Source organism: Campylobacter sp. RM12640 (assembly GCF_020137595.1).
Taxonomy (GTDB): Bacteria; Campylobacterota; Campylobacteria; order Campylobacterales; family Campylobacteraceae; genus Campylobacter_E.
Window position 1 is genome coordinate 100,453 of the sequence record NZ_JACGAU010000002.1, and the last position, 19,651, is coordinate 120,103.

General features: G+C 26.7%; 18 protein-coding genes and 1 tRNA gene. 5 read left to right on the forward strand and 14 right to left on the reverse strand.

The genetic code is table 11. The features are described from left to right. The first annotated feature begins 44 nt into the window (after positions 1 to 44). From AVBRAN12640_RS01295 to AVBRAN12640_RS01315, 5 genes are read left to right on the forward strand one after another with little or no spacing between them, the layout of a single operon-like run. Complete coding sequence (locus AVBRAN12640_RS01295; RefSeq protein WP_214120131.1) at positions 45 to 1,244, forward strand: fibronectin type III domain-containing protein; 1,200 nt, start codon at positions 45 to 47, stop codon at positions 1,242 to 1,244. Beyond that, positions 1,244 to 2,377, forward strand: a complete 1,134-nt coding sequence (gene trmB / locus AVBRAN12640_RS01300) for a tRNA (guanosine(46)-N7)-methyltransferase TrmB (RefSeq protein WP_336608494.1) — start codon at positions 1,244 to 1,246, stop codon at positions 2,375 to 2,377. Before AVBRAN12640_RS01295 ends, trmB begins: the two co-directional genes overlap by 1 nt. Next, positions 2,374 to 3,051 (forward strand): cell division ATP-binding protein FtsE, encoded by a 678-nt coding sequence (locus AVBRAN12640_RS01305; RefSeq protein WP_214120129.1) that lies wholly within the window; start codon positions 2,374 to 2,376, stop codon positions 3,049 to 3,051. Before trmB ends, AVBRAN12640_RS01305 begins: the two co-directional genes overlap by 4 nt. Next, the gene (locus AVBRAN12640_RS01310) at positions 3,038 to 3,844 is read left to right on the forward strand and encodes an ABC transporter permease (protein WP_214116540.1); all 807 of its coding nucleotides are present in this window, start codon (positions 3,038 to 3,040) and stop codon (positions 3,842 to 3,844) included. The genes AVBRAN12640_RS01305 and AVBRAN12640_RS01310 overlap by 14 nt, the downstream gene beginning before the upstream one ends. Continuing rightward, on the forward strand, positions 3,841 to 4,995 hold the full coding sequence (locus AVBRAN12640_RS01315; RefSeq protein WP_214116538.1) for a murein hydrolase activator EnvC family protein: 1,155 nt from the start codon (positions 3,841 to 3,843) through the stop codon (positions 4,993 to 4,995). Before AVBRAN12640_RS01310 ends, AVBRAN12640_RS01315 begins: the two co-directional genes overlap by 4 nt. A gap of 7 nt (positions 4,996 to 5,002) precedes the next feature. Here AVBRAN12640_RS01315 and AVBRAN12640_RS01320 read toward each other — a convergent pair whose 3' ends face one another. The 14 genes from AVBRAN12640_RS01320 to mnmE form a co-directional block, all read right to left on the reverse strand. Continuing rightward, entirely contained in the window at positions 5,003 to 6,316 is a 1,314-nt protein-coding gene (locus AVBRAN12640_RS01320) for a POT-type proton-dependent oligopeptide transporter (RefSeq protein WP_336608495.1), read from the reverse strand. A 64-nt stretch (positions 6,317 to 6,380) separates the two neighbouring features. Next, positions 6,381 to 6,457 (reverse strand) — tRNA-Ile (locus AVBRAN12640_RS01325). A 153-nt stretch (positions 6,458 to 6,610) separates the two neighbouring features. Next, entirely contained in the window at positions 6,611 to 7,723 is a 1,113-nt protein-coding gene (ald, locus tag AVBRAN12640_RS01330) for an alanine dehydrogenase (RefSeq protein WP_214116534.1), read from the reverse strand. A gap of 98 nt (positions 7,724 to 7,821) precedes the next feature. Then, positions 7,822 to 8,394 carry a manganese efflux pump MntP gene (locus tag AVBRAN12640_RS01335; protein ID WP_336608496.1) on the reverse strand — a complete coding sequence of 191 codons (573 nt, stop codon included), beginning with the start codon at positions 8,392 to 8,394 and terminating at the stop codon, positions 7,822 to 7,824. Beyond that, positions 8,372 to 10,975 carry a DNA gyrase subunit A gene (gene gyrA, locus AVBRAN12640_RS01340; protein ID WP_336607905.1) on the reverse strand — a complete coding sequence of 868 codons (2,604 nt, stop codon included), beginning with the start codon at positions 10,973 to 10,975 and terminating at the stop codon, positions 8,372 to 8,374. Before gyrA ends, AVBRAN12640_RS01335 begins: the two co-directional genes overlap by 23 nt. A gap of 38 nt (positions 10,976 to 11,013) precedes the next feature. Next, on the reverse strand, positions 11,014 to 11,577 hold the full coding sequence (locus tag AVBRAN12640_RS01345) for a ComF family protein (RefSeq protein WP_214150330.1): 564 nt from the start codon (positions 11,575 to 11,577) through the stop codon (positions 11,014 to 11,016). Positions 11,578 to 11,584: 7 nt separating this feature from the next. Then, positions 11,585 to 11,884 carry a thiamine-binding protein gene (locus AVBRAN12640_RS01350; protein WP_214116528.1) on the reverse strand — a complete coding sequence of 100 codons (300 nt, stop codon included), beginning with the start codon at positions 11,882 to 11,884 and terminating at the stop codon, positions 11,585 to 11,587. Between the two features lie 10 nt (positions 11,885 to 11,894). Beyond that, on the reverse strand, positions 11,895 to 12,542 hold the full coding sequence (locus AVBRAN12640_RS01355) for a nitroreductase family protein (protein ID WP_336606874.1): 648 nt from the start codon (positions 12,540 to 12,542) through the stop codon (positions 11,895 to 11,897). Next, the gene (locus tag AVBRAN12640_RS01360) at positions 12,532 to 13,128 is read right to left on the reverse strand and encodes a LysE family transporter (RefSeq protein WP_336608497.1); all 597 of its coding nucleotides are present in this window, start codon (positions 13,126 to 13,128) and stop codon (positions 12,532 to 12,534) included. The genes AVBRAN12640_RS01355 and AVBRAN12640_RS01360 overlap by 11 nt, the downstream gene beginning before the upstream one ends. Continuing rightward, positions 13,121 to 15,214 (reverse strand): polyribonucleotide nucleotidyltransferase, encoded by a 2,094-nt coding sequence (locus AVBRAN12640_RS01365; RefSeq protein ID WP_214120586.1) that lies wholly within the window; start codon positions 15,212 to 15,214, stop codon positions 13,121 to 13,123. Before AVBRAN12640_RS01365 ends, AVBRAN12640_RS01360 begins: the two co-directional genes overlap by 8 nt. Then, positions 15,198 to 15,875 carry a sodium:proton antiporter gene (locus AVBRAN12640_RS01370; RefSeq protein ID WP_214116520.1) on the reverse strand — a complete coding sequence of 226 codons (678 nt, stop codon included), beginning with the start codon at positions 15,873 to 15,875 and terminating at the stop codon, positions 15,198 to 15,200. Before AVBRAN12640_RS01370 ends, AVBRAN12640_RS01365 begins: the two co-directional genes overlap by 17 nt. After that, a complete protein-coding gene (locus AVBRAN12640_RS01375) occupies positions 15,865 to 17,907 on the reverse strand; it encodes an LPS-assembly protein LptD (protein WP_336608498.1) in 2,043 nt (680 codons plus the stop codon). Before AVBRAN12640_RS01375 ends, AVBRAN12640_RS01370 begins: the two co-directional genes overlap by 11 nt. Beyond that, on the reverse strand, positions 17,900 to 18,388 hold the full coding sequence (locus AVBRAN12640_RS01380) for an RDD family protein (RefSeq protein ID WP_214116509.1): 489 nt from the start codon (positions 18,386 to 18,388) through the stop codon (positions 17,900 to 17,902). The genes AVBRAN12640_RS01375 and AVBRAN12640_RS01380 overlap by 8 nt, the downstream gene beginning before the upstream one ends. Positions 18,389 to 18,609: 221 nt before the next feature. Then, on the reverse strand, positions 18,610 to 19,651 hold a 1,042-nt coding region (gene mnmE, locus AVBRAN12640_RS01385; RefSeq protein ID WP_336612945.1), incomplete at its 5' end, for a tRNA uridine-5-carboxymethylaminomethyl(34) synthesis GTPase MnmE.

Below are 19,651 nucleotides of genomic sequence, written 5' to 3' on the forward strand. Positions count from 1 at the left end.
TATTCATACTTAGTATAATTAAATCTTTACACGAAAGGCAAAATATGAAGAAAATTATTAAAATAAGTTTATTTACAGCTTTTATTATAGGTTTTAATGCGTGCTCTAGCACAACAAGTCTTAGTGAAATTGCTCCGATTGATAATCTTACTATGGTAAATAATATAAGAACTCTTCAAGGTATGAGAGAAATAGGATTTGAGTGGGACCCTATATATGATCAAAATATAGATGGTTATAAGATTTATAGAAAAGAGCTAAATGATGAAAATGCAAAAGACAAACTAATCGCTACTATAAATGATAGATATGCAACTCATTATTCTGATAATAATTTAAATCCTGATACTAGCTATGCTTATACTTTCGTAACTTTTAATAAAGAAGGTAATTCAAAATTATCTACTATAAATGTAAAAACTATAGGAAAAATTGAACCAGTTACATTCATTCAAGCAATAGCAGGACTTCCTAATAAAATCAAAATAATTTGGAGACCGCATACTGATTCAAGGGTTGTAAAATATAATATTTATAAACAAGACGCTAATTCTGATAAGTGGTATAAAGTAGCAACTATTAATAATCGCTTAAGTGCTGAATATTTAGACGAAGTTAAAGCAAATCTATACGCTAAATACAAAGTAACTGCACTAACTTATAACGGAGTTGAAAGTGATGCTAGTGCTGAAGTTGAAGCAATTAGTAAAGTTTTACCACCACAAATTGTAAATATCAATGTAACTACAAACCTACCTAAAAAAATAATTCTTACTTGGGACGCTCCTAAATATGAAGACTTTTCTCATTATAAAATATATTATTCAAAAGCATCTTTATTACCATTTTTTGAGCTAGCTACAACTACAGAAAATAGCTATGAAGATAATATAGGAGATGATGGAGTAAGCAGATATTATTATGTAACTATGATAGATAAAGACGGACTTGAGAGTGCAAAAACTGGCGTAAATGTAGTTGGAATGAGCCTTGATAAACCTAAAACTCCTGCTCTTACAGGATTTGAATTACAAAATGAAAATACACTAAAAATAAAATGGATTAGCACGGATAATCGTATAAGAACCTATAAACTTATTAAAAATTCAACAGAAGTTGCAAACGGAATACAAAATGATTATTATGTAGATACTACATATGTGCCTGGAGATGTTTATCAAATAATTGGCGTTGATGAATTTGGAATAGAATCAAAACCTAGTTCAAAATTGAGTGTTAAATAATGCCAAATTTTAAAGCAAAATATATAAAGAATTTAACCTTGCCAATTAGTGTTGGAGAGGTTGAATTTAAATTTAAAACAAAAACACAATTAGGCAAAACTTTAGTTTATACTAGTATTAATAATTCTAGTTTTTTTATAGAACTTAACGAAAAAAATAACGAATTTGTAGTAAAAATTGATAAATTAACAAAAATTACCGACTTAGCCTTAATGCAAAAAGCCTTAGAAGCATTTGAAAAAACATTTTGTGATGAAATCATATCAAAAGCATATCATTATAATAAATTTAAAGAATTAGCAAGTAATGTCATATCATCTCCTAAGGACTTTAAAGAATTAATTAATTCATTAAATAATGCTTATTTAGAGATAGGTTTTGGTTCAGGAAGACATTTGCTATATCAAGCAAAAAATAATCCTCAAAATACTTATATTGGAATAGAAATTCATAAACCTAGTCTTATTCAAGTAAGTAAATTAGCTAAAGATTTAAATAATATATATTTATTAGATTTTGATGCAAGAATAGCTATAAAAGAATTAAATAATAGTTGTTTAAATGGAATATATTTACATTTTCCTGTGCCTTGGGACGATGCTCCTTATAGAAGAGTTGTATCAAATGAATTTAAAAACGAGTGCGAAAGAGTATTAAAAGAAAATGGATTTTTTGAATTAAGAAGCGATAGTTTAATGTATGCAGAATATACAAAAAATATTTTTTCTGATTTAGACTATGATTATTTTAAAAATAAAGACGCAAGGATAATAAGCAAATACGAAAGCCGTTGGCTTAAGATGAATAAAGATATATATGATTTTGTTTGCTATGTGAGAAATAAAAAGAATTTAAATCAAGAAATCATAAATCAAAAAATTAATTTCAAAATTGATTTTAATAAGCTTAATTTTATAAAACATATTGATGAAGATTTTTTCTTAAAAATATCAAGAATTTATGAATGTGATAATGCAAAAATCATTCAAATAGCTTATGGAGGATTTGACACACCAAGTAGCTCTTATTTATTATGTAAAGAAAATGAAGAATTTGAGTTTTTGTTTCACGACTTTTGCCCAAATACTTTAAATTTAAAAGCAATTATTAAATTAAAAGAGTTTTTACAATGAAAAGCAATGCTACTTTAATAAATGCCAATAATTTAACTCTAGCCTACAATAATGAAATAGTATTGCATAATATAAATTTTAGTGCTAATGAAGGTGATTTTATATTTATCACCGGTAAAAGTGGTAGCGGGAAAACAACATTGCTTAAAAGTTTTTTTGGAGAATTTAGCGAATTTAGTGGGGATTTGCATGTTTTGTTTAAAAATATGGGAAATATTAGCAATGCTGAATTGTTAAAACTTAGAAGAAAATTAGGAATAATTTTTCAAGATTACAAGCTAATTAACGAGCTAAATGTAAGCGATAATATAGCATTACCTTTAAAAATAGCTGGCGTTAAAAATGAACAAATCAGCAAGCATGTAGATGTATTATTAAAATACACAAAACTTCAGCATAAAGCTAAAAAAATGCCTTTAGAATTAAGTGGCGGAGAGCAGCAAAGAATAGCCCTTGCAAGAGCAATTATACACAATCCTAAAATAATAATATGTGATGAGCCAACAGGAAATCTTGATATTCATTCAGCCGATATTATTTGGCAATTACTAAATGCTGCTAGAAACACATTCAATGCTTGCATTATCGCAGTAACTCATCAAATTCCACCTAGAATTGATTTTAATTATAGGCATTTAAATATAGAAAATGGGGTTTTGAATGAATTTATTTAAAACACATATTAGTTTTATTTTTCCACTTTTTATTATATGTTTTTGTTTTCAATTTGCCTTTTTTATTGATGAATTAATAAAAGATTATGAAACCAAATTAAATAAAGATTACAGCGTAGTATTAGTAAGCGAGCTTGAAATTCAAGCAGTTGATTTAGCTAATATTGAGTATTTTTCAAGTATTAATGAATTAGACCCTAGTGAAATTCTTAATAAATTAAAAAAAGATATAACAAATGCTAATTTAAATACCTTAAAATCAAAACTACCGAAATTTTATAATATTAGCTTTACTAAATTTATTAATGAAAACGAAATAAATCAAATCAAAAAACAACTATTAAAAATACCGAATGTTTTAAAAGTAGAAACATTCTCAAAAACACACATTAAAATATATAAATTATTAAATATTATAAAACTAATCTCTTATATATGTTTAATTTGCATAAGCATATTATCTATTGCTTTATTTATAAAACAAATAAAAATTTTTAAATATGAGCACGAAAATAGAATTTATATTCTTAATTTATTTGGGGCAAATTTCTTCCAAAGAGCTGCACCAATGCTTAAGATTGTATTTGTAGATAATATAATTTGTTTTGCTTTATTATTTGCGTTTTTTATTAATTTTAATAATATCTCTTATATAAAAGAATTTTTAGCAAAACTTGATATAGATTTACCGCAAATTGATTTTTTACCTAGCTTAATTGAAGTAAGCTCTTATTCTTTACTAGCTTCATTGCTATGTATAATGATTGTAATGTTTAAGGTAAAAAGACAATGAAAAAACTTCTAATAGTTTTGTTTAGCTTAAGTTTATTTGCAAATCAAATAGAAAACAACACAAAAAAACTAGAGCAAACTCAAAATGAAAAAGAACAAATATCAAAAAAATTAGAAGATTTGGCAAGTGAAATAATTGAAGGGGAACAAAAATTAAAAGAAATAAATGAAAAAGTTAAAAAAACTTCAAATATAACAGCAGAATTACAAGAACTTGTAAATGCTCAAAATGGAGAATTAAATACATTTATCACACAAAATAAAGAGCTAATGAAAGATAAAGAGAAATTAGGTGCTAAATTAGTTGAAATAATTGCTAAGGATTTTTCGTATGATTTAATAGCACCAAAAGATTTAATTGATAGCTCAATGAGTATAGTTTCTATTGAAGTATTAAACACACTTTCTGAAGTTTTGAATAATGAGCTTTATAAAATTTCAAAAGATTATGCAAGAACGCAACAACAAATTGATTATAAGCAAAAAAAAATTAGTGAAATGAATGTAAATATTGATAATTATAAAAAACAAGCAAAAGAATTAAGCGAACTTAAAAAACGCCAAGAGAATTTAATTTCTAAACAAAAACAAGATGAAAAAATATATAAACAACGCCTAACAAATTTACAAAAACAACAAGATGAAATTAGAGCAACTTTGGCTAAATTAAAAATCATAGAAAATGAAAAATCAAATAAAAAATCAAGTCAAACTACACAAGTAAAACATTCTGATACCTTAAGTTATGATGGAAAAGTAGCAAAATATACAGGAGCAAAAACTATAGCACCTTTGGTTGATTTTAGTGTAAAACAAAAATTTGGAGATTACATAGACCCTATATATAAATTAAAAATATTTAATGAAAATGTAGTGCTACGCTCAAATACGCCTGATGCCAATGTAAGAGTAGTATTTGATGGAAAAGTAGTTTTTGCAAATGATACTGCAGTCCTTGATAAGGTTGTAATTGTTGAACACGCAAATGGAATTCACACAATATACGCTCACTTATCAAAATTTAGCAAACTTGCAAAGGTTGGAGAAGTATTAAAAAAAGGAAACATTGTTGGAAAAGTTGAAAGGGATTTAACTTTTGAAGTTACACAAAAAAACTACCACATAAATCCGTTAGAACTAATCAACAATTAAATTATAGTTATACTTTTAAGTATTTATACGCAAATAACATTAGTAATGCTAAAAATAATACAAAAAATCCTTGCATACTAAAATACAATTCATAACTAATATTATCAATATATTTTACGATAATTCCTTCAATTCCTTGTGCGGCACCAGAACATAAAAACCAAATTCCCATAGTGCTTGAATTAAATCCACTTGGAGTTAATTTTGATACTATGCTAAGTCCTAAAACCCCTATACTTGTTTGAGAAATACCCAACATAAAATAAGTAATTAATATATATATTGGATTAATAAAATCATCTTTACTAAGCATTCCTAAAACAATAAATGAACTAGCAGCAATAATCATAGCAGCTGGTATAATTAATGCTTCATTAATTGAGCTTTTTTTACTTATAAAACTTAAAAGCACACTTGTAAAAATGCTAACTAAAAACATAAAAGCTAAATACCAACTAGCTGGAATTTGATAATTTAAAATACTAAAAGAAACCTTACTTTTAATTAAAATATTTAAAGTATTAAAGCTTTGAAAAATCAACATATAAAAAAACACAGCAGCTATTAAATAAAAAGCTAATTTTTTAAAATTATTTTTTGTTGGTATTTTTCTATAAATAAAAATATAAAAAATTATTAAAATTAAAATTGAAAAAATACTTATAATTTTACTAACCACCAAAAGTTCTTGAGTAGCTAAGAATGCAATAAATAAAAATATCAAAATAAGCATAGCTATATTATTTTTAAAAAAATCATATTTTATAGGTTCGCTAGATATATATTTTGAATTATAAAAAAATACTAAAATAGCACAAAATACACTAAAAAATGATATGAAAAATGCTAAATTATAAGAATGTAGTATTAAAAGACCAGCACTAATTTGCCCCAAAAAACATCCTATATTTACAAAAATATAGAACATACTAAATACATACTCGCTATCATTAGGATAACTTTTAGATAACAAACTTGTAATATTTGACTTGATTAATACACTACCAAAAATAATGCAAAAAAGAGATATATTTAAAAAATCAAAAGTTAAACATAAATACCCTAAAGTAAGAAAAATAATTCCTAAAATTACACATCTTTTTGCACCTAAGCAAAAATCACTTAAATATGCTCCAAATATACCAAAAGCATAAATAGCAGCACCCAAACTTGCACTTATTGCACTAGCTTCACCTTTAGAAAAAGAAAATGTATCCATTAAATAAAATACAAAAATACCTAAAAAGCCTAAAAAGGCAAATCTTTCTAGGGCTTCTATGTAACATATTGGTAATAGTGGTTTTAACTTATTTTTTGACATCGTTTTCTCCTAAAGAAAATCTTGAAGCCTAAGAAAGATTTAATTCTATTAAATTTAAAGGAGGTGGTGGATTTACCAGGACTCGAACCTGGGACCAACCGGTTATGAGCCGGTTGCTCTAACCAACTGAGCTATAAATCCTCCGTGATTAAAAGCTGTTATTATATATTTAAAAACTTAAAAATTACTTAAACAATAAAATTTTTATCTTTTTTATAGGCTTTTATTGAATATTACAAAATAACCCATAAAAACCTATAGGCATTTATAAAAAAATATAAATGCCTAATCATATTACATAGCAATAAAATTCTTAGGATTAAAATACTCAAGATTAAAGGCATTTGCCACACCTTCGTGAGTGCAGTGTCCTTTATGTGTATTTAAACCATATCTTAAACTTTCAAAACAAGTTATAGCACCAATTACTCCAAGGTTTGCTATTTTAATTCCATAAGGAGTTGTAGCGTTTAATAGTGCTAAAGTAGCTGTTTTTGCAACTGCTCCTGGCATATTACCAACTGCATAATGAATTATTCCATCAACTTCATAAATAGGGTTTGTATGAGTTGTTGCACGGCTTGTCTCAAAACAACCGCCTTGATCAATTGCAACATCAACTATAACAGCACCTTTTTTCATATGTTTTAAATGTTTTCTAGATAATAATTTAGGAGTTTTTGCTCCTGGAACTAAAGCTGCTCCAATTACTACATCAGCATCTTTTATACTATCTAATATATTTGAAATATTACTATATAAAGTAGTAATCTTACCATTAAATACATGGTCAATATAATCTAGTCTATTAGCATCACGACCTAAAATCACAACTTCAGCTCCCATACCAAAAGCAAGTTGAGCAGCATTAAGCCCTACCATACCACTACCTAAAATTACAACTTTTCCTTTTTTAACACCAGTTAGACCACTAAGCAGCATTCCATTACCACCATAAGTTTTTTCCAAATACTTACAACCTTGAATTACCGCTAAACGACCAGCAATAGCACTCATAGGAGCTAAACAAGGAAGATTTTTACCTTCTTGAATTGTCTCATAAGCAAATGCTGATATTTCTTTATCTATTAACATTTTTGTAAGTTTTTCATCTGCTGCTAAATGTAAATATGTATATAAAATCTGTCCTTTTTTAAAATACTTATATTCACTTTCAATTGGTTCTTTTACTTTGATAATCATTCCAGCTTTTTCAAAAATTTCTTCTTTAGTTAAAATCTTTGCTCCAGCTTTTATATATTCTTCATCACTTATATCAATACCAGCACCGGCTTTACTTTCTACTAAAACTTCATGTCCATGATTTATATATTCAATAACATCTAAAGGCGTTAAGCCAACTCTATATTCTTGGTCTTTAATTTCTTTTAAACAACCTATAATCATTTATACTCCTTTTGTGATAAAGGAGTATGATATAAAAAAAATAAAAACTTCAAAAGATTTTTTTGAAAAAATTATAAAAAGTGTTACGAATTTACAAGTTATATGTTTTCTAACATATGAACTATTACAATTTTAAACGCCAAAAATAAAAGTAGCAAGCTTCCTATTGGTTGTAAAATTTTTTTATTAACTTTCATTTTACTTATAAACAAACTAGAAAAACACATAAAAAATGTAATTAAAGCTATTAATAAAGAAGAAATAAATAAATTATATTCCAAAGAAAATATCATAAGTCCTGCACCTAGTGCATCAATACTAGTCGCTATGCTAAGCAAAAATAATGAACCATAACTTATATTAATATTCTCATTTTCATTATCTAAAAATTCTTTAAATAATTTATAAGCTAAAAATGCAAAAACTACAAAAATCAAATAGTGATCAATTGCTTGAATTAACTTCATATACCTTACATTTAATAAATAAGTTACATAATATCCTAAAATAGGCATTAAAACTTGAAAACAAGCAGATAATGCACTAAAAACCAATAACTTTTTTAAAGATTGTTTTTGTAGCACTAAGCAAATACTTAATGCTACAAAAAATGCGTCAATTGCTAAAGAGAAAGCTAAAATAACAATATCAATTATCATCAAATAAGCCATTCTCTTCTTCTAAATTTTCTTCTTCGTCTTCTTCCTTAGGGCATTTTGCAATGCTTACAACCTCATCGCTACCAACATTTACAACAATTACTCCACTTGTATTTCTACCAGCTTTTCTAATGCTTTGCATATCAGTTCTAATCATCTTGCCACTACTTGTAAGTGCCATTAAATCCATAGTATCATCAACAATTACAATGCCTACTAAATCTTTTGTCTTTTGAGTAAGTTTCATACAAATTACGCCCTTACCACCACGACTTTGTAAGCGATATTCTCCTGCATCAGTTCTTTTTGCGATACCTTTTTGGCTAACACTTAAAATTTCTTGCTCATTACTTTCAATAACCACTGCACCTATTACATAATCTTGCTCTTCTTTAAAGCGAATAGCAGTTACCCCACGAGCTACACGACCAATTTGACGAACTTTTGTAAGTGGGAATTTAATACACATACCCTTTTTAGTAGCTACAAAAATCATAGTTCCACTAACTTGCTCTTCTTGGTTTTCTTGGTTTTCATCTAAAGAATTTTCTTCTTCAACAATTTGAATATTATCATCTTCAATATTTTCACTATTTTCATCAACCAAATCAATATTTTCACTATCATCATTTTGTGCTATTAAAACACTTACTAATTCATCGTTTTCATCAAGATTAATAGCTCTTACACCAACTGAACGGATATTACTATATTCACTTAAATTCGTGCGTTTAATAAGACCATTTTTAGTAAAGAATGCAAGTGATTTTGTCTTAGCAAAATCAGTTGTTGGAATTATTGCCATAATTTTTTCATCTGGTAAAAGATTGATTAGATTTACAACAGCTTTTCCTTTAGCAGTTCTGCTACCTTCAGGAATTTTATAAACTTTCAACCAATATAGTTGTCCTTTATTAGTAACAAACATTAGCGTATCGTGAGAATTTGCAGTAAAGAAACTCTCTATAAAATCATCATCATAAGTAGTAACTGCGACTTTACCTTTACCACCACGCTTTTGTTTTTCATATGATTTTGTAGGAACTCTTTTGATATATCCACGATGAGTAATTGTAATTACCATTGGCTCATTTGGTATTAAATCTTCTACATCAATTTCATCATAATCATCTACTATTTCAGTAATTCTTGGAACTTTAAATTTATTTTTAATTTCTAATAATTCATCGTGAATTATTTCTTCTATTTTTTCTTCACTTTTTAAGATTGCATTTAGTTCTTCAATTTTTGCTAAAAGTTCTCTTAATTCATCTTCTAATTTATCTCTTTCAAGTCCTGTAAGACGGCTAAGTCTCATTTCTAAAATAGCATTAGCTTGTAATTCAGTTAAGCTAAATTTTTCTACTAAAGCATCTCTTGCACTTGCAGTATCTGCACTTGATTTAATTAATGCAATTACTTCATCTATATTATCTAGTGCAATTTTAAGACCTTCTAAGATATGCGCTCTTGCTTTTGCTTTTTCAAGTTCAAAAATAGTTCTTCTAATAATTACGGTTTTTCTATGATTTAAGAATAAATCTAATAGCTCAATTAAAGAAAATACCTTAGGTTCTTTATTGTGAATTGCTAACATTATCACACCAAATGTTGTCTCCATTGTGGTGCTTTTAAATAAATTATTTAGCACAATTTCACTCATAGCATCACGCTTAAGCTCAATTACAAGGCGAATTCCATCTCTATCACTCTCATCTCTTGTCTCGCTTATACCTTCTATTTGCTTTTCTTTTACAAGCTCTGCAATTTGCTCGTGAAGTCTTGCTTTATTTACTTGATAAGGCAACTCATCAATTACTATTAGCTCTTTATTTCCTTTTTGTTCTATATGAGTTTTTGCTCTTACTTTAATTCTACCACGACCTGTTTTATAAGCTTCTATAATGCCTTTTTTACCAAAAATTATCCCACCAGTTGGAAAATCAGGACCTTTTATAAACTGCATTATTTCTTCTAAACTAGCGTTTTTATTCTCAAGTAAATATAAAAGTCCATCTACTAATTCATCTAAACTATGTGGCGGAATATTAGTTGCCATACCAACAGCAATACCACTTGAGCCGTTTAATAATAAATTAGGCACTCTTGAAGGTAAAACATCAGGCTCACTCATACTATCATCATAGTTTGGAACAAAATCAACGGTGTCTTTATCTAAATCTTTTAACAATTCTTCAGCCAAAATTGTCATTCTAGCTTCAGTATAACGCATAGCTGCAGCACCATCTCCATCAACTGAACCAAAGTTTCCTTGACCATCAATACTTGGGTATCTCATTGAAAAGCTTTGTGCCATTCTTACTAAAGCATCATAAACAGCAGTATCTCCGTGCGGATGGTATTTACCGATTACATCACCCACTATACGAGCTGATTTTTTATAAGCACTTTTTGAACCTACTCCTAAATCATTCATTGCATAAAGAATTCTTCTATGAACCGGCTTTAATCCATCTCTTGCATCAGGTAAGGCACGGCCTATAATTACTGACATAGAATAATCAAGATAGCTTGTTTTTATACTATCTTCAATATCTACAATAGTAATTTCACTATTATCAAATAAATTCATTGTTTTCCTTTAAGTAAAGATTTTTTTATACTAGCAAACTAAACTTTCGCATCGGCTAATACGACTGCAAAAAGAACCTTAATTTTAGCTTTTTTAAGCACTGAATTCGCTTGTTTTAAAGACTCGCCTGAAGTGATAATATCATCTACTAAAATTACAGGTAAATCCAAGGTCTTTTGCAATTCATATTTTCTTTTATTTTTCTTTCTAAACGAAAGACTTTTACCTTTATAAATAATCTTATTTTTTGCTTTAATTGCGTTATATAATGGAATAATATTTTTTGATTTCATATTTTTAATAAGTATTGCTGTATGAGAATACCCGCTAGAGCAATCATCATCTAAGCCTATAGCATAAGCTAATTCATTATCAAAATGAAATCTTTTATAAGAATAAGATGCGAGTTTATTTAATATAAAATATCCACTAATAAAATGCTTGTGATTTAATAATTTTTTAATTTTAGAATATTTATAAAAGCTAATTACTTCTAAACCATCATCTAAAATTCTTCTTTTACATTCAAGTAATTTAAATTCTTTTTCACAAGTTTTACAAAAAATCTTAAATGTAGGCTTAGAGCAATTATAACATAGCATAAAGATTTTATTCTTTATCTTTTAGACGCTTTTTAACCGATTTTACCTTATATTTTAGATTATCATTTCTACTTTTGTGAATGTCAAATTTGGCTACTAAATAAACTCTATCTTTATTAATTAATTTATTTGCTTTATTTAAAATTTTTAAAGCACTTTTTAAATCATCAGTTTCTACGCTAGTTCCCATTGCACCTAATTTGTGTTTTATATTTTTCTTTCTTAAATACTCAATAATTGGTGCTATTTCTTCACTTTTACTATCATCGCTCATAGAAAAAATACAAAAATCCATTGTAACACTCATTTTTTCTCCTTTAAATAAATTTAATTATTTCTTCGTTACTTGCTCTTGTAGTTTTAAAATTATTTACATTGTCGCTACTTTTTTTACCTATTGCAATGCCACATATAATTTTGCCTTCAACCCCATTTTCTCTAATAGTATCGCAATATTCAGTAATACTACCTAAAACACAAGTGCTAAATCCTAAATATGTAGCCGCATTCAAAAAATTAGCTAGAAAAATACCGCAATCTAACAAAGAACCTTCGTTTAAACCATTATCAATATGTAAAATTGCTAGATTTTTAGCATTAAAGAATTTAAAATTCTTATGCCATTGCTCTAGCCTTTTTTCTTTCTCATCTCGCTTTATATTAAGTGCTTCATAAAGCCTAATTCCTGTCTGAAATCTTCTGCTCTTATAAGGTTCAAACCAAATATCAGGATATAATTTTATATCTTGACTTTTTAAATTATTTTTTACAGCATTTAATAAATCATCACTTAATTTAGCAAGGCTTTTACCACTAAAAAAGCTTAGTTTTGCTGGTTGCATATTTGTTGCACTAGGGCTTAATTTTGCAAGTTCTACTATATTAATTAATTCATCTTTACTTAATTCATAGTCAATAAAATCTCTACAAGAAAATCTATTATCCAAACATTCCTTAAAAGTCATAAAATCTCCTTAAAACAAGCATAATTGCAAAATATTCTAAAATAAAAGCAGAAATTATATTAATAATCTTTAGCACTTTTATACTAAATAAATTTGTATATTTATATACAAAAAACGACAGCGAAAATATCCAAATAAGTATGCTAACGCTAAGTCCTAAAAATAAATATATAGGATTTTGTTTAGTGCTTAGCATAGTTGCAACGCTAAGCCAAAATGTGATTACATAAGGATTTGCTAGATTTAGTAAAAATCCTTTAATAAAATTACTAAATATATTTGTATTTTCTAAATTCTTATGAAGATTTATATCTTTTACTGGCTTTAGCATTAAAAATGCTAAATAACTTAAAAATATAAAGCCAAAAATACTTAAAATATTTAAAAATAAATCGTTTTTAATAAATTCTAAAACGCTAAAGCTTAATAATGATAAATAAAGCAAATCAGCAACAAAAGCACCAAAACCTAAAGAAAAAGCATTCTTAAAAGATTTTAGTGCATAACTTAAAATTAGAATATTAACAGGACCAAAAGGAACGCAAACTCCAAGTCCTAATAATATCCCATCAAATAAATCATTCATCTGCTAAACTAAGTCCTACTTTTCCATCTTTAATTTCACTAACTATTACTTCTAGCGTTTCGCCCTCATTAAAGCTTTTACCCTTGATTTTATTAGAATGTAATAATCCATCAATGCCGTCTTGTAAGGTTACAAATACTCCAAAATTAGCTACTTTTTTAACAACGCCACTAAATCTAGTTCCTATTTCAAATTCTACTTTAGGAGCTTGTTTTTTGCCTTTAGATTTTGGTTTTAACACTTCATTTAATATATATTCTTTAGCTTCTTTTACTAATTTTCCACTAATTTTTACTTCATTTTTATCTCTATCTAAATCTATGCTAACACCAAATTTATCTATGATTTCTTTAATAGTTTTACCACCTTGACCAATAATTTCTGGAATATCATTAGCACTTACGCTAAATATTTCTAATTTAGGTAAAATTTCTTCATTAATAACAATCTTAGAATTTGCTTCTTCCATTAAATTAAGAATATGAATTCTTCCTTTTCTAGCAGCTTCTAAAGCTTGGGTTAATATTTCAGTGCTAACCCCACCTAATTTTATATCCATTTGCATAGCAGTTATTCCATCAACACTACCTGCTACTTTAAAATCCATATCCCCATCGTGATCTTCTAAGCCCATAATATCAGTTAATACAGCATATTCATTATCTTCAATTATAAGTCCCATAGCAACTCCAGCTACTAGTTTTTTACTAGGCACTGCTGCAGCACGAAGAGCTAATGAGCCACCACAAACACTAGCCATTGAGCTACTTCCATTACTTTCTAATATTTCTGAAACTATTCTAATAGTGTGAGCATAATCTTTACTAACTGAAGAACTTAAAGCTCTTTTTGCTAGATTTCCGTGTCCTAATTCTCTTCTTGAAGGTGCTTTTAAAGGACTTGCTTCGCCTACACAAAAACCAGGAAAATTATAATTAAACATAAATCTTTCATAGGTAGTTGATTTATTATTTAATAATTCAATTGCTTGAGCGTCATTGTCGCTACCTAAAGTACAAACCACTAATGCTTGAGTTTGACCCCTTGTAAATAAACAAGAGCCGTGCGCATTTGGTAAAATATTAGTCAATATACTAATAGGACGAACCTCATCTAAAGCTCTTCCATCAGCTCTTCTTCTTTCTTTTAAGATTTGTTTTCTTACTATGTGTTTTTTAATACGATTTAATTCATAATCAAGTTCAGCTTCACTCCAATTATTATTTATAAATTCTTCATCTAAAACAACTTTTTTTGCAATAGCTTTAAGCTCACTTGCTCTTTCGCTTTTAGCCATTTTATTAATTGCAAATTTTATATCTTCTAAATAGTTTTTTTCTAAATATTCATATACTGCTAGATTTTCACTATCAGCTTTATAGTTAAACTCATAAGATTTTTTATATTCTTTAAAAGTATTATAAAAATCATTACTTATATTTAAAATACTACCTTTTGCAAATTCTAAAGCTTGTAATAACTCGCTCTCACTCATCTCATTCATTGAATTATTAGTCTCATTTGCTTTCATTTCTATCATTAATAATTCATCTTTAAGACCACTTACAAACAAATCAAGACTTGAAAGTTCTAAAGAATTTAAATCAGGATTTAGAACAAAACCATTTTCATCCTTAGCAACCCTAACCCCAACTGCTGGATATACAATTTCAATATCACTTAAAAATAAAGCCGCACTTGCTGCATAAAGTGCAAGTGGCTGAATATCCACATTTTCTTCAACCGAAAGAAGCATAACAACGATATGAGTTGGATGTAAATAGCCCTTAGGAAATAATGGGCGTAATGTTCTATCAATTATTCTTGAAGTTAAAGTCTCATAATCACTTGGTTTTGTTTCTCTTTTCACAAAACCGCCTGGAATTTTACCTGCTGCATAAGTTTTTTCTACATAACTAACGGTTAATGGTAAAAAATCTTCACTAACACACTCATCTTCTCTAGCAACACTTGCTAACATAACCGTTTTACCACAAGTCATTAAAACACTTGCATTTGCTTGTTTGGCAACTAAATCAAGTTCAAATACTAATTCTTTATCGTTAATCTTAATTATTTTTTTCATTTATCTCCTTTTGATATGGCAAATAATAATTGCTCGTTTCTAAAATCTCACACGCATATTCACTTGATATTTCAAGTGGTTGCTTGTAGTAATAATCTTTATCTATAAAATGTTCTATTTTTTCTAAATAATAAACTTTATCAAATAAATCATTATAATAATTATAAGCATCAGCAGCTACTAAAGCACTTGCATATTTTATACTTCTAACGCCTAAACCCAATAAACTTTTATGACATACATTAATAGTTAAACCGCTGTTTGAACCTTGGTCTAACAATAAGATATCCTTACCTTTAAGATTGCTAAGTGGTAAAGACTTTCTATATTTTGCAATTTTACCCATAATTGATTCATCATAAAGCACAGTACTCATTGATAAAATATATTCTTGAGTTATGGAAAAAGCTTCAATTAATTCTTGAATACATACTATATCTCTTGTTTCACTAATTTTTGCTATCTGACATTCATTATTTGGGGCATATATGCCTTTGTTAAAAAGCATATCATAATATAAATTAAGTTCACTTGCAATAGTCTCAATAAAAGGAATATTTTTAATACTATTTCCTATAATTATATGCCCTTCTAATTCTTTATATTGCAATAATTTTTCACTAAATTTATTAGCAGCTTGTAAAGGATTGTCAAAAATCATAAGTATCATCACCTCTTAAAGCAAAATTATATCTTACACCGCCTATTGGATAAAGATTGAATTTCAAATAAACCCCCCTATCTCTTACAGATTTTACACCCATTTGAGTAAGTTTAGCTGTTGTGCTTTCTTTAAATTCTAAAGAATAATTTATACATCTTTTTTTATGAGTAAAACCTATACTATAGTTTTCAAATTTCTTACTATTTAAATTAAACCAAGCTTGAGAATATATTATATTATAAGGCATAAATTCATATTGAAATTTACTAGTTAAAAATCTATCATAAGGCTTATTTTTCACAAGAAGCTCATCAATTTTATTATAATAAAATCCAGAACTTATTTTAAATGGCTGGGTTGTATATACTCCTTCTATAAAAAATCTATCAATATTAGAATTTTTAAACGAATACTCCGTAGTATTATTAATATTAAAATTATTATTAAAATAATACTTAAACTGATTGCTTAAAATATTAAACTTAGAATCTTCTGTCCTAAGCGTTAAGGAATGCTTAAGTTTTTTATCATTATCGCTAAAAATTATTTGAGATAACTCAATATTAAAAGTTAAATCATCATAAGTATTTGGTATGAAAAATTCATTTTCTATTTCTTTTGAACCAGTCCTAAGACTAGCACCAAAACCAAAATTAATATTATGCAATATATAATCATACTTTTTAAATAAATTAGTATATATAAAAGCACTATGAGTAGAATTAAAATTATAATCATCTCTTCTACTATAATTATTATAAAAGTTAAGTCCTAATTCAAATTCTTCATTTAAAACAAAGTTAATATAATCATTAAATAAGCTTTTATTAAACTCAATTGGAACATAAAAATGAAATCTATTTAATGTGCTACCTTCTCTTCTATAAAAATTGCTATATGAAAAATCTGCTTTATAGTTAATATGATTATCAAATAAAGTATCATAAAATCTATGATAATGTAGATTTGGAACTTCTTGTAAAGTATAATCTTGATTAATACTTGAAGTGTCTTGATAATATTTAGCATATAAACCGAAATAATCTTTATTATCTGTATAAAAATAATTAAATTTTGAAGTTATTATGGCTTCATCATTATTATCTAAAAAACTAGATAAATTCAAATAATCAATATCACTAATTCTTAAAAAGTCTAAATATAATCCTTCTTGATTTTTGTTATTTGTATTAAAGATTTTATCTCTTTCATAGTGCATATTAAATCCATAATGCTCGCCAAATTTCAATTCTTCTTTATTAAAATAACTATTAAATTCTTTAAAATACCCAACTCCTATATTTCCTTTAGAATAAGGGCTATCAACAAAACGAAAATTAGAATAAATTCCATAACCCCTATTTGTTCTAATTTGTGGTCTTAATTCTAAATCCATTCTATGATTAATTGCCCAAAAAAATGGTTGCTCATAATGAATAGCTTCTTTGCTTTTTATTGATAATTTAGGAACCAAAAAACCAGTTTTTCTACTATCATCTGTATTAATAGCAAAATATGGCATATAAAAAATTGGTATATTTTTAAATCTTAAAACCATACCTTTTAATACTAAATCTTGAGTTTTAGTATTATAAATACCTTCCTTAAAATCAATACTCCATTCAGGATTTGTAACATCACAAGAACTAACACTTGCATTTTTTACAATAAAATCACCATTTATATAAGAACTATTCTTACTTTTTAACCATACTTCAATAAAAGAATCGCTTATAAAAAAATTATCAAAATTTGCACATGAATTACCTAAATTAATTTTTGCATAATTTGATATAGTAGTTTGATTATTGTTTATTAAAAATACATCTCCAAATAATTCTAATTCTTTTGTATCTTGATTATATTTACCACTATTTGCTCTTGCAAAATAATTTTCTTTAAACAACAATATATCTTTATTTGAGATTATATAATTATCTTTTTTTATAAACTCATCTGATTGAATTTCAATTTGATTTGAATAAAGTAAGCCAATAAGCAATATCAAATAAGATATTTTTTTAATCAACTTTAATCACCATAGATTTGCTGGCAATATCAGCAAAATTTCTTCTTGTCTTATTAAAGAATATAGATACAAACAATACCCCATTTATAAAAAATTCACAAAATACAAACACTAAAGCCCTATTTAAAGATTCTGTAAAATTAGGAGTATCAAAATGTTCGCAATTTACAATTTTTGTCTTTGTAATCATATTGCCAAAAGTTGCACCATACATATAAAAAAATATAAGAACATAAAAGAATTTAATAATAAAATATGCTTTTACATAGCGAAATAATAATATATTTAAATTGATATAATCTTCGTTATTTATTAAGGTTCTTATTTTAATTATTTCTTCATCGTTTATAAAATATATCATTAAAATAAAGATAAGAATATAGCAAATTATAAAATCAGCCACAAAAGCAATAAACCTAGCAACAATATCGGCTAGTTGTTTATCTTCTTTTTCAAGCTTTTCTAATATTTTATCATCCATTTAAAACCCTAAACATAAATCCCCAAACAAGCGTTAAATTTCAAGGTCTTGTAACCTAAAAAATAGTGGAAGAAAAGCATTAAAGGCTGCAATTCACAATTACTTGCATCACAGAACACGGTTGCTTAAACTTAATCACATAAAAAAATCTGTTAGACCGAATATATTAAACCCGCGTTGTCTAGGGTAGTGTAATTTTACATAAAAAGCTTAATGAATTTTTACTTACCCAAGCAAAACTCAGAAAACATTGCATCAAACAATTCATCGCTTCCTGTTTTTTTACCAAAAAGAGATAATTTATTTAAACTTTCATTTAAATAATAAGCACAAATTTCAAGCTCATTAAAATTATCTATAGCTAAATAGATATTCTCACTAGCACTATAAAACGCACTTATTAAATCAGTATTTGTTAAAACCAATTCATTGTCTAATTGAGAATTTAAATAATTTTTTAATTCAAATTCTAAAGCTTTTATATCATTATTTAATGCTGATATTTTAATACCTTCTAAAGTATTTACTTGAGCTAAGTCGCTTTTATTTTGAACTATAAAATATTTTTTACCACTATTTTTAATGTATTCTAAAAGTTTTAATTCATCTTCTAAGCATTCTTTTGATGAATCAATTAAAAACAATACTATATCAGCCTTATTAATAGCCTCATAGCTTCTTTTAATGCCTAATTCTTCTATCAAATCATCACTTTGTCTAATTCCTGCAGTATCAACTAATTTTATTAAATGTCCGTGATAGTTTAAATACTCTTCAATACTATCTCTTGTAGTTCCTGCAATATCACTAACTATTGCTCTATTAAATGATAATAAAGCATTTAATAAAGAGCTTTTACCTACATTTGGTTTTCCAATAATTGCTAGGTTAAATCCTTCTATTAAGCCTCTTTTTTTCTCGCTTCTAATTGCAATTGTTTCTAATTCTTTAGCATTATTAAGTAGTTTTGTTTTAGCATTTTCTAAAATATCTTCAGGCAAATCATCATCAGCATAATCAATTGCAGTTTCTAAATAAGCTAAAGTTTTAATTAACCCATCTTGAGTGCTAGTGATTAATTCTTTAAAAGCTCCATCTATATTCTTAGATATTATTTTTCTTGCATTTTCACTCTTTGCAGCAATTAATTCATTTATTAAAAGTGCTTTTTCTAAACTCATTTTATTGTTTAAGCAAGCTCTTTTGCTAAATTCCCCTGCTCTTGCAAATCTAGCACCTAATTTATTTAAAATCATAAGTATA

What these genes read in the sequence shown, in the direction of transcription:
- AVBRAN12640_RS01295 (WP_214120131.1), top strand. Translation starts at nt 45, where the DNA reads ATGAAGAAAATTATTAAAATAAGTTTATTTACAGCTTTTATTATAGGT.
- trmB (WP_336608494.1), top strand. Translation starts at nt 1,244, where the DNA reads ATGCCAAATTTTAAAGCAAAATATATAAAGAATTTAACCTTGCCAATT.
- AVBRAN12640_RS01305 (WP_214120129.1), top strand. Translation starts at nt 2,374, where the DNA reads ATGAAAAGCAATGCTACTTTAATAAATGCCAATAATTTAACTCTAGCC.
- AVBRAN12640_RS01310 (WP_214116540.1), top strand. Translation starts at nt 3,038, where the DNA reads ATGAATTTATTTAAAACACATATTAGTTTTATTTTTCCACTTTTTATT.
- AVBRAN12640_RS01315 (WP_214116538.1), top strand. Translation starts at nt 3,841, where the DNA reads ATGAAAAAACTTCTAATAGTTTTGTTTAGCTTAAGTTTATTTGCAAAT.
- AVBRAN12640_RS01320 (WP_336608495.1), bottom strand. Translation starts at nt 6,316, where the DNA reads ATGTCAAAAAATAAGTTAAAACCACTATTACCAATATGTTACATAGAA.
- ald (WP_214116534.1), bottom strand. Translation starts at nt 7,723, where the DNA reads ATGATTATAGGTTGTTTAAAAGAAATTAAAGACCAAGAATATAGAGTT.
- AVBRAN12640_RS01335 (WP_336608496.1), bottom strand. Translation starts at nt 8,394, where the DNA reads ATGGCTTATTTGATGATAATTGATATTGTTATTTTAGCTTTCTCTTTA.
- gyrA (WP_336607905.1), bottom strand. Translation starts at nt 10,975, where the DNA reads ATGAATTTATTTGATAATAGTGAAATTACTATTGTAGATATTGAAGAT.
- AVBRAN12640_RS01345 (WP_214150330.1), bottom strand. Translation starts at nt 11,577, where the DNA reads ATGCTATGTTATAATTGCTCTAAGCCTACATTTAAGATTTTTTGTAAA.
- AVBRAN12640_RS01350 (WP_214116528.1), bottom strand. Translation starts at nt 11,884, where the DNA reads ATGAGTGTTACAATGGATTTTTGTATTTTTTCTATGAGCGATGATAGT.
- AVBRAN12640_RS01355 (WP_336606874.1), bottom strand. Translation starts at nt 12,542, where the DNA reads ATGACTTTTAAGGAATGTTTGGATAATAGATTTTCTTGTAGAGATTTT.
- AVBRAN12640_RS01360 (WP_336608497.1), bottom strand. Translation starts at nt 13,128, where the DNA reads ATGAATGATTTATTTGATGGGATATTATTAGGACTTGGAGTTTGCGTT.
- AVBRAN12640_RS01365 (WP_214120586.1), bottom strand. Translation starts at nt 15,214, where the DNA reads ATGAAAAAAATAATTAAGATTAACGATAAAGAATTAGTATTTGAACTT.
- AVBRAN12640_RS01370 (WP_214116520.1), bottom strand. Translation starts at nt 15,875, where the DNA reads ATGATTTTTGACAATCCTTTACAAGCTGCTAATAAATTTAGTGAAAAA.
- AVBRAN12640_RS01380 (WP_214116509.1), bottom strand. Translation starts at nt 18,388, where the DNA reads ATGGATGATAAAATATTAGAAAAGCTTGAAAAAGAAGATAAACAACTA.